Origin of the sequence: Halorhodospira halophila SL1, assembly GCF_000015585.1 — a bacterium.
Taxonomy (GTDB): Bacteria; Pseudomonadota; Gammaproteobacteria; order Nitrococcales; family Halorhodospiraceae; genus Halorhodospira; species Halorhodospira halophila.
In genome coordinates, this window is sequence record NC_008789.1 from 1,808,093 (window position 1) to 1,821,667 (window position 13,575).

Annotated in this window: 15 protein-coding genes; 9 read left to right on the forward strand and 6 right to left on the reverse strand. The window is 67.5% G+C overall.

Annotated elements, in window-relative coordinates; all coding sequences use genetic code 11:
• Nucleotides 1-3 precede the first annotated feature (3 nt).
• From recX to HHAL_RS08345, 3 genes are all read right to left on the reverse strand, one after another.
• Nucleotides 4-489, reverse strand: coding sequence for a recombination regulator RecX (recX, locus tag HHAL_RS08335; protein ID WP_011814440.1), 486 nt, complete (start codon nucleotides 487-489; stop codon nucleotides 4-6).
• Nucleotides 486-1,550 (reverse strand): recombinase RecA, encoded by a 1,065-nt coding sequence (gene recA, locus HHAL_RS08340; protein WP_011814441.1) that lies wholly within the window; start codon nucleotides 1,548-1,550, stop codon nucleotides 486-488. The genes recX and recA overlap by 4 nt, the downstream gene beginning before the upstream one ends.
• Before the next feature lie 180 nt (nucleotides 1,551-1,730).
• Complete coding sequence (locus HHAL_RS08345) at nucleotides 1,731-2,228, reverse strand: CinA family protein (protein WP_011814442.1); 498 nt, start codon at nucleotides 2,226-2,228, stop codon at nucleotides 1,731-1,733.
• A 38-nt stretch (nucleotides 2,229-2,266) separates the two neighbouring features.
• Here HHAL_RS08345 and mutS point away from each other — a divergent pair, with 38 nt between their 5' ends.
• On the forward strand, nucleotides 2,267-4,873 hold the full coding sequence (mutS, locus tag HHAL_RS08350; protein ID WP_011814443.1) for a DNA mismatch repair protein MutS: 2,607 nt from the start codon (nucleotides 2,267-2,269) through the stop codon (nucleotides 4,871-4,873).
• A gap of 104 nt (nucleotides 4,874-4,977) precedes the next feature.
• Entirely contained in the window at nucleotides 4,978-5,301 is a 324-nt protein-coding gene (gene fdxA, locus HHAL_RS08355; RefSeq protein WP_011814444.1) for a ferredoxin FdxA, read from the forward strand.
• 14 nt (nucleotides 5,302-5,315) lie between these two features.
• On the opposite strand, the gene xerD is transcribed toward fdxA, so the two are convergent.
• Together xerD and HHAL_RS08365 are read right to left on the reverse strand one after the other, a co-directional pair.
• Complete coding sequence (gene xerD / locus HHAL_RS08360) at nucleotides 5,316-6,191, reverse strand: site-specific tyrosine recombinase XerD (protein ID WP_041595125.1); 876 nt, start codon at nucleotides 6,189-6,191, stop codon at nucleotides 5,316-5,318.
• Nucleotides 6,192-6,280: 89 nt separating this feature from the next.
• Nucleotides 6,281-7,093, reverse strand: a complete 813-nt coding sequence (locus tag HHAL_RS08365; protein WP_011814446.1) for a slipin family protein — start codon at nucleotides 7,091-7,093, stop codon at nucleotides 6,281-6,283.
• Between the two features lie 85 nt (nucleotides 7,094-7,178).
• Here HHAL_RS08365 and rlmM point away from each other — a divergent pair, with 85 nt between their 5' ends.
• The 6 genes from rlmM to HHAL_RS08390 all read left to right on the forward strand — a co-directional run bounded on the left by rlmM (nucleotide 7,179) and on the right by HHAL_RS08390 (nucleotide 12,026).
• Nucleotides 7,179-8,198, forward strand: a complete 1,020-nt coding sequence (gene rlmM / locus HHAL_RS08370; protein WP_041595126.1) for a 23S rRNA (cytidine(2498)-2'-O)-methyltransferase RlmM — start codon at nucleotides 7,179-7,181, stop codon at nucleotides 8,196-8,198.
• A gap of 83 nt (nucleotides 8,199-8,281) precedes the next feature.
• On the forward strand, nucleotides 8,282-8,698 hold the full coding sequence (locus tag HHAL_RS08375) for a SufE family protein (RefSeq protein WP_011814448.1): 417 nt from the start codon (nucleotides 8,282-8,284) through the stop codon (nucleotides 8,696-8,698).
• A 60-nt stretch (nucleotides 8,699-8,758) separates the two neighbouring features.
• Entirely contained in the window at nucleotides 8,759-8,932 is a 174-nt protein-coding gene (locus tag HHAL_RS13475; RefSeq protein WP_011814449.1) for a hypothetical protein, read from the forward strand.
• A gap of 18 nt (nucleotides 8,933-8,950) precedes the next feature.
• Nucleotides 8,951-9,976 (forward strand): alpha/beta hydrolase, encoded by a 1,026-nt coding sequence (locus HHAL_RS08380; protein ID WP_011814450.1) that lies wholly within the window; start codon nucleotides 8,951-8,953, stop codon nucleotides 9,974-9,976.
• Between the two features lie 263 nt (nucleotides 9,977-10,239).
• Nucleotides 10,240-11,625, forward strand: coding sequence for an NAD(P)/FAD-dependent oxidoreductase (locus HHAL_RS08385; protein WP_011814451.1), 1,386 nt, complete (start codon nucleotides 10,240-10,242; stop codon nucleotides 11,623-11,625).
• A gap of 23 nt (nucleotides 11,626-11,648) precedes the next feature.
• Nucleotides 11,649-12,026: a hypothetical protein gene (locus HHAL_RS08390; protein ID WP_011814452.1), complete on the forward strand. Its 378-nt coding sequence runs from the start codon at nucleotides 11,649-11,651 to the stop codon at nucleotides 12,024-12,026.
• A gap of 106 nt (nucleotides 12,027-12,132) precedes the next feature.
• On the opposite strand, the gene HHAL_RS08395 is transcribed toward HHAL_RS08390, so the two are convergent.
• Entirely contained in the window at nucleotides 12,133-12,579 is a 447-nt protein-coding gene (locus HHAL_RS08395) for a host attachment protein (RefSeq protein WP_011814453.1), read from the reverse strand.
• A 90-nt stretch (nucleotides 12,580-12,669) separates the two neighbouring features.
• Here HHAL_RS08395 and HHAL_RS08400 point away from each other — a divergent pair, with 90 nt between their 5' ends.
• Nucleotides 12,670-13,563 carry a deoxyribonuclease IV gene (locus tag HHAL_RS08400; RefSeq protein ID WP_011814454.1) on the forward strand — a complete coding sequence of 298 codons (894 nt, stop codon included), beginning with the start codon at nucleotides 12,670-12,672 and terminating at the stop codon, nucleotides 13,561-13,563.
• The last annotated feature ends 12 nt before the right edge of the window (nucleotides 13,564-13,575 follow it).

Below are 13,575 nucleotides of genomic sequence, written 5' to 3' on the forward strand. Positions count from 1 at the left end.
TTCTCACCCATACGGGCCCCTTTCGTCGTCTTCGTCCGCGGCGGCCGCAGCCGCGCGCACCTGATCCGCTGTGAACCCTCGCCGCTGCAGGAATTGTGCCTGCCGCAGCGCCTCTCGCCGATCCGCCGGCACGCCCGCGCCGAAGCGGCGCTCACGGACCGCACGGGCCTGTGCCAGCCAGTCGACTTCGGCGTCCTCCAGTACCTCGTCGATCACTCCGTCCGCCACGCCGCGCTGACGCAGCTCCTGGGCGATGCGCACCGGTCCCTGGCCGCGCTCCACGCGACTGCGCACAAAGACCTCCGCGAACCGCCCTTCATCCAGCAGCCCCTCCTCGGCCAGTGCCTCGAGCACCGGGTGCACATACCCGGGGTCGTGGCCACGCCGGGCCAGCTTCTGAGCCAGCTCACGCCGCGTGTGCTCGCGCCGGGCCAACAAACGCAGGGCGGCATCACGTACCGCCTCGGATGCCGCCCCGGCCTCGCTCATGACCCCTTGCCGGACTTCTGCTCGGTGTCGGAGGCGGCATCCTCGGTCGGTTCGGCTTCCGGCAAGGCGGTACCCAAGACCTTCTCGCGGATGCGAGCCTCGATATCCGCGGCGATCTGCGGGTTGTTGCGCAGGAACTGCCGCGCATTGTCCTTACCCTGCCCGATCCGGTCCCCGTTGTAGCTGTACCAGGCACCGGATTTATCCACAAAGCCCTGGGCCACGCCCATATCGATGATCTCGCCCTCGCGGGAAATGCCCTCTCCGTAGAGGATCTCGAACTCCGCCTGCTTGAACGGCGGCGCCATCTTGTTCTTGACCACCTTGACCCGGGTTTCGTTGCCGAGGACCTCGTCGCCCTTCTTGATGGCACCGAGGCGGCGGATGTCCATCCGCACCGAGGAGTAGAACTTCAGCGCATTGCCGCCGGTGGTGGTCTCCGGACTGCCAAACATCACGCCGATCTTCATGCGGATCTGGTTGATGAACACCACCAGGGTATTGGAGCGCTGGATGCTGCCGGTGAGCTTGCGCAGCGCCTGGGACATCAGCCGCGCCTGCAGGCCAACGTGCGAATCACCCATCTCGCCCTCGATCTCGGCCTTGGGCGTCAGGGCAGCCACCGAGTCGACCACCACCACATCGAGCCCGCCCGAGCGGACGAGCATGTCGGCGATCTCCAGCGCCTGCTCGCCGGTATCCGGCTGGGAGACGAGCAGGTCGTTGATATCGACCCCGACCGCCTCGGCGTAATCCGGGTCCAGGGCGTGCTCGGCATCGACGAACGCCGCTGCCCCACCCGCCTTCTGCGCCTCGGCGATGATGTGCAGGGTCAGGGTCGTCTTCCCGGACGACTCCGGCCCGTAGATCTCCACCACCCGTCCCCGCGGCAGGCCACCAATACCCAACGCCACGTCCAGGGCCAGGGACCCGGTGGAGATGCTCTTGACATCGCCACGTACGGCACGAGCATCGCCCATGCGCATCACGGCGCCCTTGCCAAACTGCTTCTCGATCTGTCCCAACGCGGCGCCAAGCGCCTTTTTGCGATCGTCGTCCATTGCGGTTCCACCTCGTCGCATGATTGCCCTCTAATGACGGGCTCCGGCGCCTTTTCGACCCGGTCTGCGTCCCTGCCACCGGCCCGCCGCCAAGCTCGCGGATTATTCCACAACCCAACCGAGTCTTTCACCCGGCACTGTCGAACGATTCTAACAGCCTGCGGGAAGAGCTTGCCGCCGTCACGCCCCCGGACAACGATCCAGTACCCCGTTCAGCGCCTCGGCCACGCTCGCCCGACGCACGGTATCCCGGTCGCCCGCGAACCGACACGGCCGCGCATCGACCCCGGCCGGCGACCCCCAGGCGATCCAGACCGTTCCCACCGGCTTGCTCACCGTGCCGCCGTCGGGACCGGCGACACCGGTGATCGCCACACTGTGGGTCACCGGGGCGCGCCCCAGCACCCCCAAGGCCAGGGCCTCGGCCACCACCTGGCTGACTGCACCGTGTTCCTCGATCAGCCGCTCCGGGACCCCGGCCAGGTCGCGCTTGGCTGCATTGCTATAGACCACCAGACCACGCTCAAACCAGTTCGACGCCCCGCCGCCATCGGTCAGGATCTTAGCGAGCAGGCCGCCCGTGCAAGACTCGGCCACGGCCAGGCTCAGCCCCCCCCGCTGCAGGGCCTCGCCAACCCTGAGCGCAGACTCTTGCAGTGACCGGTCGTCGTGTACCATATCTCCCCCTCATTCAACGCGGCACCGGAACCACCCCCATGGCAGCGACCCAAGAGGCTGAAACCGCCACCAATGGCGCCGGGCATACCCCGATGATGCGGCAGTTCCTGCGCATCAAGGCCGAGTACCCCGAGACCCTGCTGTTCTACCGGATGGGTGATTTCTACGAGCTATTCTATGAGGACGCCGAGCGTGCCGCGAAACTCCTCGACATCACCCTGACCACTCGAGGGGAGTCGGCGGGCGCGCCCATCCCCATGGCCGGTGTACCCGTCCAGTCGGTGGAAAGCTATCTGGCGCGGCTGGTCCGCCTCGGCGAATCGGTGGCCATCTGCGAGCAGATCGGTGACCCCAACACCACCAAGGGGCCCGTGGAGCGCCAGGTGGTCCGGGTGGTTACCCCCGGCACCCTGACCGAGGATGCGCTGCTCGAGGAGCGCAGCGCCAACCTGCTCACCGCTGTGGCTCCGGGGCCGAAAGGCCGTTTTGGTGTCGCCTCGCTGGAGCTCTCCTCGGGGCGTTTCTCCGTGCTCGAGGCCCCCGATCAGGAGGCCCTCACCGCAGAGCTCGAACGCCTGCGCCCCGCCGAACTGATCCTCCCGGATGACGACCAGACGCCCGCACCGGAAGGGGGGTGTGTGGCGCAGCGCCGCCCTTCGTGGCACTTCGAATACGATTCGGCCCGGCGCCTGCTCCTGCGCCAACTCGGCACCCACGACCTCTCCGGCTTCGGCGCCGAAGAGTTGCACGCCCCGGTCACCGCAGCCGGGGCGCTCCTGCAATATCTCAACGAGACCCAGCGGGCCGCGCTGCCGCATGTTGGCGCACTGACCGTCGAGTCGCGGGATGAGGCCATCACCATCGATGCCGCCAGCCGACGCAATCTGGAGATTGAACACAATCTCTCCGGCGGCACCGAACACACCCTGGCCTCGGTGATCGATACCAGCGTCACCGCCATGGGCGGCCGACTGCTGCGCCGCTGGCTACAGCGCCCCTTGCGCCGGCGCGAGACCATCGCCGCCCGCCATGCCGCGGTGGCCGCGCTGGCCGACGGCGCCTTCGCCGACGTCCGCAGCACCCTGGAAGGCTGCGCCGATGTCGAACGCATCCTCGCCCGGGTCGCCCTCGGCACCGCCCGCCCGCGGGATCTGACCGGCCTGCGCGACGCCCTCGAGCGCCTGCCGCAGCTGCAGATCCTGCTCGGACAACTCAACAGCCACCGCCTGCAGGCACTGGGCGTCGAACTCGATGAGCACCCGCAAACCGTCGACCTGCTGCAGCGGGCGATCATCGATACCCCGCCCGCGACCGTGCGCGACGGTGGGGTCATCGCCGACGGCTTCGACGGCGAGCTCGACGAACTGCGCTCAATGTCGCGCAACGCCGACGACTACCTGGCCGCCCTGGAGGCCGAGGAGCGCGCAGCGACAGGGATCCCGACGCTCAAGGTGGGCTTCAACCGGGTCCACGGCTACTACATTGAAGTCAGCCGCAGCCAGAGCGGCCATATGCCGGAACGCTACACGCGCCGCCAGACCCTGAAGGCCGCGGAGCGATTCATCACCCCGGAGCTCAAACGCTTCGAGGAGCAGGTCCTCTCCGCGCGCGAGCGCGCCCTGGCCCGCGAGAAGGCCCTCTACGAGCAGCTCGTCGCCGACCTCGCCTCCGAACTGACCCCACTGCAGCGCAGCGCCTCAGCCCTGGCCGAGCTAGACGCCCTGGCCGCCTTTGCCGAACGGGCGCGCAGCCTCGACTACGTCCAGCCCGAGCTGGCCGACACCCCTGGTGTGCGGATCGAGGGCGGTCGCCACCCCGTGGTCGAGCAGGCCCTGGACGCCCCCTTTGTGCCCAACGATGTGCGCCTGGACAACCGCCGGCGGATGCTCCTGATCACCGGGCCGAACATGGGGGGCAAATCGACGTACATGCGCCAGACCGCTCTGATTGCCCTCCTCGCCTACGCCGGCGCTTTCGTGCCGGCCCAGCGCGCAGTGCTCGGCCCCATCGACCGCATCTTCACGCGCATCGGGGCGGCCGACGACCTCGCCTCCGGCCGCTCCACCTTCATGGTGGAGATGACCGAAACGGCCAACATCCTCCACAACGCCACCGCCGAGAGCCTGGTACTGATGGATGAAATCGGCCGGGGCACCAGCACCTTCGACGGCCTGGCCCTGGCCTGGGCCACCGCCGAGCGGCTGGCCACGCGCATCCGGGCCTTCACGCTGTTTGCCACCCACTACTTTGAGATGACCGCCCTCGAACAGATCCACCCCGGCGTGGTCAACGTCCACCTCGAGGCGGCGGAACATGGCGAACGCATCGTCTTCCTTCACGCCGTGCGCGATGGCCCCGCCAACCAGAGCTACGGCCTCCAGGTCGCCGCGCTGGCCGGTGTGCCGCAAGAGGTCCTCAAGGCCGCCCGGGAGAAGCTGCGCAGCCTGGAGTCCGGGGATGGCGGCGACACCGGCTCGGCACAGCTGCCGCTGTTCGGCCCCGAGCCGGTGTTCCCGCCACCGGCGCAGCCGGAGCCCGAGCCCGACCCGATCCGTGAAGCGGTCGAAAACCTCGATCCCGATGGGCTGACCCCGCGGGACGCCCTCGAGACCATCTATTGGCTCAAGGCACAGTGCAAGGAGTAGGAGCGCGGTGCATGAGTCGTTAGAATGCTCGCCGCGGGTATGGTGCCCGGTTGGGCATCGTCACCTCCAGGTGAAGGACCTGAAACGGCAACGGAGCCAGTTACATGACCTACGTCGTCACCGAGAACTGCATCAAGTGCAAGTACACCGACTGCGTGGAGGTCTGCCCCGTGGACTGCTTCCACGAAGGGCCGAACTTCCTGGTCATCGACCCGGATGAGTGCATCGACTGCACCCTCTGCGAGCCGGAGTGCCCGGCCGAGGCCATCTACTCCGAGGACGACCTGCCGCCGTCCATGGAGCACTTCCTCGAGCTCAACGCCGAGCTCGCCCAGAAGTGGCCACTCATCACCGAGAAGAAGGATCCGCCGCCGGACGCCGAGGAGTGGGACGGCAAGCCGGACAAGCTCCAGCACCTAGAGCGCTGAGCCTCCGGCAGATATCAGCCGCGCGGATGGTGCGCGGCGTGAAGTTGCTGCAGACGCTGCCGGGCCACGTGGGTATAGATCTGGGTGGTGGACAGATCGGCGTGGCCCAGCAGCATCTGTACAACACGCAGATCCGCCCCGTGGTTGATCAGGTGGGTGGCGAACGAGTGGCGCAGCGTATGCGGCGAGATCGCCGGGTCAATCCCCGCCGCGGCCGCGTAGCGCTTGACCCGGTACCAGAACGCCTGACGCGTCAGCCCCTCACCACGGCGCGTCACGAATAGCGCCTCCGCGGCTCGACCGTCGAGCAGCAGCGGCCTCACCTCCTCAAGGTATCGACGCACCCAGTCGACAGCCTCTTCGCCAAGCGGGACCAGGCGTTCCCGATCGCCCTTGCCGATCACTCGCACGACCCCCTGACGCAGACTCACTCCATCCACGCGCAAGGCCACCAACTCCGAGACGCGAAGCCCGGTGGCGTAGAGCACCTCGAGCAGGCACCGGTCCCGCAGCCCCAGCGGATCACCGGTATCCGGTGCCGCAAGCAGGGCCTCAACCTGACGTTCGGTCAGCGCGCCGGGCAGGGGCTGGCCGAGACGGGGCGCCTCGACTTCGGCGGTGGGATCGTCGCTGCGCTCCCCCGTGGATACCAGCCGACGGTAGAAGCGTCGGAGGCTGCTCAGCAGACGCGCCGTTGTGCGCGGCCGCGCCCCCGCAGCGACCCGCTCGGCCAGGTAGGCGAAGACATCGCCGCGACCCGCGGCGACAAGCCCGTCCACGCCGCGCCCCTGAAGGAACGCCGCGAACCCCTCCAGGTCCGAGCGATAGGCCGAGAGGGTCGCTGCAGACAGGCCCTGTTCGGCCCACAGGGCATCGAGAAACCCCTCGATCTGGGCGGCATCCGCCGGCGCCGGGGGCGGCCGCTCCCGCGCCCGCCCCCGGCGCTCGCCTCCCTCTGCCCCGGTGCGTTGCCGCCGCGTCAGCGCGTACCTCCACCACCGGTCTCGGCCGTACCGCCGCTCTGCGGACCGGCTACCGGCCCGTGGCTCTCGCTATAGCCGAAGGCACGCAGCAGCTCCAGCGGCAGCGGGAAGACGATCGAGGAACTTTCGTTCTCGTTGGCCACGGTAACCAGCGTCTGCAGGTAGCGCAGCTGCAGCGAGGCCGGACTCTGACCGAGCACCTCGGCCGCATCACGGAGTTTCTCGGCCGCCTGCATCTCGCCCTCGGCATGGATCACCTTGGCCCGGCGAGCGCGCTCGGCCTCGGCCTGCTGGGCGATGGCGCGAATCATCGACTCGTCGATGTCGACGTGCTTGATCTCCACATTCGCCACCTTCACGCCCCAGTAGTCCGTCTGCTGGTCGAGGATCTCCTGGATATGGGCGTTGAGCTTGTCACGCTCGGCCAGCATCTCATCCAGTTCATGCTGACCGAGCACGGAACGCAGTGTCGTCTGAGCCAGCTGGCTGACCGCCGAGAGGAAGTCCTCGACATTGATGATGGCCCGCTGCGGGTCGATGACGCGGAAGTAGAGAACCGCATTGACACCCACTGAGACGTTGTCCCGGGAGATGACGTCCTGGCTCGGCACATCCATCACCACCGTGCGCAGGTCGACCCGGACCATCTGCTGGATAAAGGGAATGACCAGGATCAGGCCCGGGCCCTTGACGCTCCAGAAACGCCCGAGCTGGAAGATGACGCCTCGTTCGTACTCGCGTAGGACGCGAATCGCCGAGACGGCGATCGCCAGCAGGACGGCGAGGACGACGATCAGAACGGTTTCCATGGGTCCAACCCCCTTAGCACGGCGTGTTCACCTCTGCCCAGCATAGTCGCCCCCGACCGAGCCTCGCCACCCGTATAATGGCGACATGGAATTGCAAGGCTGGATCCTCCACTGCCGCGCCGGCTACGAGCAGACCCTCGCCTCCGAGGCCACCATGGCGGCGCATGAGCGTGACGTGCACGGCTATTGCCGGGCGCGGGCACAGAGCGCTTACGTGGTCTTCCACGCTCCGGCCGGCGACGCGCCGTTGCCGCCGCAGCTGGTCTTCGCTCGAGCCGGAGCCGGACTAATCGGCGAGCTGCAGGGATTGCCCGAGGGCGGCCGCGCCGAAGCCATCGCCGCTGCGCTGCCGCCGGCCGTGGGCAGCGCCACCCCCTGGGTGGAACACCCGGACAGCGACGCCGGCCGCCCTCTGGCCCGCTTCTGCCGACGCTTCACCGGTCCGCTCCGGCACGCGCTGACACAGACCGGGGTGACCAGCGGCGATCCGCAACGGCGTCTGCGTCTGCTTTTCCCCGACTCTCGCCACTGCTTCGCCGGCATCGGCCCACGCGAAGGATGGCCGAGCGGCATCCCCCGTCTGCGCATGCCGCGCAACGCCCCGAGCCGCTCGGTCCTCAAGCTCGAGGAGGCCCTCCACCGTCTGGTACCGGAGAACGAGCGGCCCTACCCCGGTGAACACGCCGTGGATCTAGGCGCGGCCCCGGGCGGCTGGACCTGGCTCCTGCGTGAACGCGGACTGACCGTAACCGCCATCGACAATGGCCCGCTGGCCCCGGCGCTGGCCGATGACCCCGGTGTCGAACACCAGCGCACCGACGCCTTCCGCTTCCGCCCACGGACAGAGGTGGATTGGCTGGTCTGCGACGTCGTCGACCGGCCCCAGGGGATCGCCCGCCTGATGACCCAATGGCTGCGCGAGGAATGGGCACGGGCAGCGATCTTCAATCTCAAGCTGCCCATGCGTCGCCCGCTGGAGACGGTACGCCAAGCCCTGGACGCGGTCCGCACCACCGGCGCGCGGGCGCACGCCGCTCAGCTCTACCATGACCGGGAGGAGATCACCGTCTACGCACGCCGGATGGCCTCGCGGAATCGACCCTAACGTATTATCCTATCGGACCATGCCCGGTTCCGCCCGGCGCTGGATCCGCAGCGCCGGCATCAACCCGATCACGACGAAAGCCTATGGATCTCAACGAACTAAAGGAGACCTTCGAGTTCATCGAGGACTGGGAGGAGCGTTACCGCATCCTGATCGACCTTGGTCGACAATTGCCGGAGTTCCCGGAGGCAGAACGCACCGAGGCCAATCGTGTGGAGGGCTGCACCAGCAACGTCTGGCTGGTCTGCCGACGCGACGAAACCGATCCGCAGCGGCTGATCTTCCTCGCTGACAGCGACGCCTTCATCGTCAAAGGGCTGATCGCGCTGGTCCTGATGGCCTATTCCGGTGCCACGCCGGAAGAGATTCAGCGCACCGACATTCGCGAGGTCTTCCGCCAGCTGGGCCTGGAGCGCAACCTCAGCCCCAATCGCCGCGACGGCTTCTTCGCCATGGTCGACCGCATCCATGAGCTTGCCGCCGAGGCCCAGGCGGCCTGACCCGCCACGGGCCTCGCCCCCGGAAAGGCCACCCACCAGGCGCTAACTGACTCAGGACGGATGAATCGAGACCCGGCACAGAAACAACCCGAAATCAAGCAGCGACTGCGGGAACTCTCCCTCAACCAGCTGCGCGAACTCCACCAAGCCATCGACCGAGAGATCGAGGCCCGCTCCTTTGCCGATAGCCTCGAGGCGCAGATGCGGTTGTTCATGCGCCGGCGGGATCAGTAGGCAACCATTGGGGATCCCTTGCGCGCACTGACTCTTGCCCTCGCACCGCTTTGGCTCGCCGCCCTGGCGGTCGGTTGCAGCCGGGCCTCAGTCGACGGGCCGACCTCTCCACCCGAGGATGCGCCGGCGCTGGAGGACAACCACCTCATCGCCGAAGACGGCTACCGCTTGCCCTATCGGCGCTGGGGACCAGAACGCGACGCCTCCCCTGAGGCCGTGGTGCTGGCGCTGCACGGGCTGAACGACTACAGCCGCGGTATGCGGTTCGCGGCTGAACACCTAGCCGAGGGCGGCATCGCCACCTACGCCTACGATCACCGAGGTTTCGGCGATACCGCCGATGCGGGTACCTGGCCCGGTGGCCAGGCGCTGGTCGACGACGCCGCCACGGCGGTGGAACGCCTCGCCGAGCGCTACCCCGACACCCCGCTCTACCTCATGGGGCACAGCATGGGTGGGGCCATTGCCATGATCCTGGCCACCGAGCAGTCGCCCGAGGCGGTCTCCGGCAGCGCCCTGCTGGCCCCGGCGGTCTGGGGGCGCGAGGCCATGCCGTGGTACCAGCGCACGGGCCTCTGGCTCTCCTCGCGCCTGACACCCGGCCTGCGCCTGAGCGGAGAGGATCTGGGGGTCGACCCGACGGACAACCCGGAGGTTCTCGAGGAGTGGCATGACGATCCACTGATTCAGCGGGAGGTCAGCGCCCGCGCACTGGCCGGGGTGACCGACCTCATGGACCGCGCCCTGGAGGCCAGTGAGGAGTTGGAGGCCCCGACCCTGATCCTCTACGGCGAGCAGGATGAGGTCATCCCGCGGGAGCCCACCTGTTTGATGCTGCACCGCTTGCCTGAACGCCCACCCGGACAGTGGCGCCTGGTCCTCTATCCCGATGGCCACCACCTGCTGACCCGCGACCTGCAGCGCGAACGCGTGCATGCCGACCTGCTCGCCTGGTTCCTGGATCCGGAAGGGGCGCGCCTGCCGTCGAGCCACGAGGTGGGGCATCAGGAGGGGCTATCCCGGTTGTGCGGCGACCGCGACTGATCCACGGCAGGGGCAGGGAGCGGCCATGCCAATAATGGATATCAAAACCGCGCTTTGACAGCGCCCACGACTCGTATACATTGAGCAAACATCGCAAGATATCGATATAAACGATCTGCGGTGTCGAGGCACCGTCGCGAACGAGGTCCGAGTCAGCCAAGGCCGTCAGCGCACCCCGCTGGACCAGGGCCCGAGGCGCGAACCGGACGAAAGCAGATGGGCCAAAAGAACAGCTGCAAGACGATGCAGTCAGGAGGAGCGAAATGACCGATCACAACCCATCCGGGTCCGAAGGAATCGACCTGAAGCGCCTGGTGGAAGCCTGCAGCCGGCGTGACTTCCTCAAGCTCTCCGGCATGAGCACCGGGGCCATCGCGGCCGGCGCCCTGGGCGCAGGCACTCTGCTCCATAGCCAGCCGGCGCGAGCCGTGCAGACCAATGCCCGCATCGTCATCGTCGGCGCCGGATCGGGCGGCCTCAACGCGGCGAATCGACTGCGCCGGGCGCTGGACGGCGCCGAGATCACCCTCGTGGACCGCCGCGAGGACCACTACTACCAGCCCGGGCTAACGTTGGTGGCAACCGGCTACTGGACGCGGGACAAGACCGAGGACCGGAACGAGCGTTATATCCCCAGGGGCGTCAACTGGGTCCAGGCGATGGTCGAGGAGTACGACCCGGAGAACAACCGCATCATCACCGACGAGGGCGAAACCCTCGAGTACGACTACCTGCTGGTCACCACGGGTCTGGAGCTGCGTTTCGATCGCATCGAAGGCATGAGCGCCGATCTGATCGGCACCCACGGCATCGGCTGCGTCTACGACACCCCCAGCAACGCGTGCGCCACCTGGGACGCCCTCGAGGATTACCTGCAGCAGGGCGGCAAGGGGCTGTTCGTCCGACCGCCGGGGGCGATCAAGTGCGCCGGTGCACCGCTCAAGATGACCATGATCACCGAGCACCGCCTGCGCCAGCGGGAGATGCGCGGCAATGCCGACCTCCACTACTACGCCCCGGGCGACGGCCTGTTCTCCCAGCCGGATATCGACGACTTCCTCAAGCGCCACTTCCCCGAGGAGCGGGATATCGATGTCCACTGGCACCACCGGGTCAAGGGCATTGAACCGGAAGAGAAGCGGGTCACCTTCGAGTCGGATGAAGACGGCGAGTTCACCGAGTCCTACGACTTCATCCACCTACCGCCTTCCATGAGCGCCCCCAAGCCGTTGCGCGAGAGCGAACTGGCGGCGCAGGAAGGCCCCCACGCCGACGGCGGCTGGCTGGAGGTGGATCAGTACACCCTGCAGCACAAGCGCTACCCGAACGTCTTTGGGGCCGGCGACTGCTGCGGTGTGCCGATCGGCAAGACCTCGGCCACGGTCAAGAACATGACGCCGGTGATGGTCGAGAACCTGATCAGCGTCATCCAAGACGGGGAGCCCACCGCCGAGTTCGACGGCTACACCTCGTGCCCGCTGATCACCGAGATCGGCCAGGCCATCCTGGTGGAGTTCAACTACGACTTGGAGATGGTGCCCTCGTTCGGCTTCATCAGCCCCTATCGCGAGCACTGGATGGCCTGGGTGATGAAGGAGCACCTGCTGCTCCCGGCCTACAACGCCATGCTCCACGGGCGCATGTCCTGAACCAGCGAGAGGGGTAGTCAAGCATGATCATGGAAACTATCACCGTGGCCATTCAGTTCCTCGGGGGCACCCTGCCCGCGATCATCATCCTGGCCATTGTCGACCTCATCCTGCTCGCGCTGCTCATCGGCCGCGTGGGCAGCAGCTTCCGCAACTTCGGCCGGGCCCTGGGCAGCGCACTGGGCGTCGGCGGTGTCGTCGCTCTGATCTCGGTATTCCTGCTCCCGGCCCACACCGGGGCCAGCTGGGCCAACCTGCACGGGGCGACTGACTACCTGGGTCTGCTCGGCATCTCCATCGGACTCGGCTTGGCCGCAGCCGCCGCGGTCTTCCCGCCGATTCAATACCTGCTGGGCATGGCCTCAACGGGCCGCGATCAGCGCCAGAGCGCCCGCGCCTAAGCGTGTCGCTGGCCGGCCCTGCGATGGAGCCTGGCCCGCCGCTGACCGAAACGCAGAGGCCGCCCCGCAGGGCGGCCTCTGTTTTACTGGGCGTGGCGCCGGCCACTCAATAGAGGAAATCGGGCAGGTGCTTACGGACTTGCTCGGGCCGCTCCAGGTGGCAGACGTCCTTATCCACCTCGTGGCTGATCGCCGCTTTCAGCCCGGTCCCCAGGTGGTGGCGAAACTGCCCCAAGAAGTGCGGCGCCGCCGCCACCACCAGGTGCTCGAAGCGCCGCTGCTGATGGGCCTGCTCCAGCCACCGCACCAGCTCGCGGGCAAAGCGATCCGACTCCACCTCCTTGACGTCGGTCGGGGGATCCATGGCGTGCCGCCCGCCCCCCGCAGATTCAGCGATGCGCCCCGGTCGATCCGTGACCAACTCGTGCGCCGGGATGCGCAACTCCGGATTGACCCAAGTCTCGACCTCCTGCAGGGACTGCCCCGAACGGTGCTCGGTGGAAAAGACCCGTGCCCGGGCTGCGTCGGCTGCCACCACCCACACTTTCGACATGTTACGACCTCCTTGCACAGATGCCATAACCCAATGCGCACCTCTCTCAAGCTTAGTAGACTGCGCCCCGTTCCCCGAGGAGGACAAGCCATGCCGGAAATCGGCGCCCACGTCTCGGCGGCCGGAGGGCCCCAACGCGCCCCCGAGCGCGGCGGGGAGATCGGCTGCGACTGCATGCAGCTGTTCACCCGTAACCAGCGGAGCTGGAAGGTCAAGCCCATTGCCCCCGGCGAGGCCGATGCCTTCCGTCGTGCTCGCGCCGAGCATGGTATCGGCGCAGTGATGAGCCACGCTTCCTACCTGATCAACCTGGCAGCCACCGACCCGGAAAAGCACGCCAAGTCGCAGACGGCACTGGAGGCTGAGCTGGAGCGCTGCCACCAGCTCGGCATCGAGCTGCTCAATTTCCATCCCGGCGCCCACCTGGAGGCGGGGATCGAAGCCGGGATCGAGACCATCGCGGCCACGCTCAATGCCATCTGTCGCAACCACCCGGACAAGACGGATGTCTGCCTGGTACTGGAGAATGTCGCTGGGCAGGGCTCCACGGTGGGTGCCGACTTCGCGGAGCTGGCGGCTATCCTGGAGCGGCTTGAGACCCCCGAACGCTTCGGGGTCTGCGTCGACACCGCCCACGCCTTCGCCGCCGGCTACGAGCTGCACACCGCCGCCGGCTGGGACGCCATGTGGGCAGCCTTCGACGACCATATCGGCCTGAACCGACTGGTGGCCCTGCATCTGAACGACTCGCGTCCACCCTGCGGCAGCCGCAAGGACCGGCACGCACTCATCGGCCGTGGCGAAATCGGCCCGGAGGCCTTCAGGCGCGCGGTCACGGATCCGCGCACCGCGTCTCTACCACAGATGCTTGAGACGCCCGCCGGGCCGGAGGGCTGGGCGCAGGAGATCGACTGGTTGCGTGGCTGCGCCCAGGGCAACCAGCCCGACTTACCGGAGATCGAAGACCGCAACATCAACCTGTGACCTCTGTGAGGA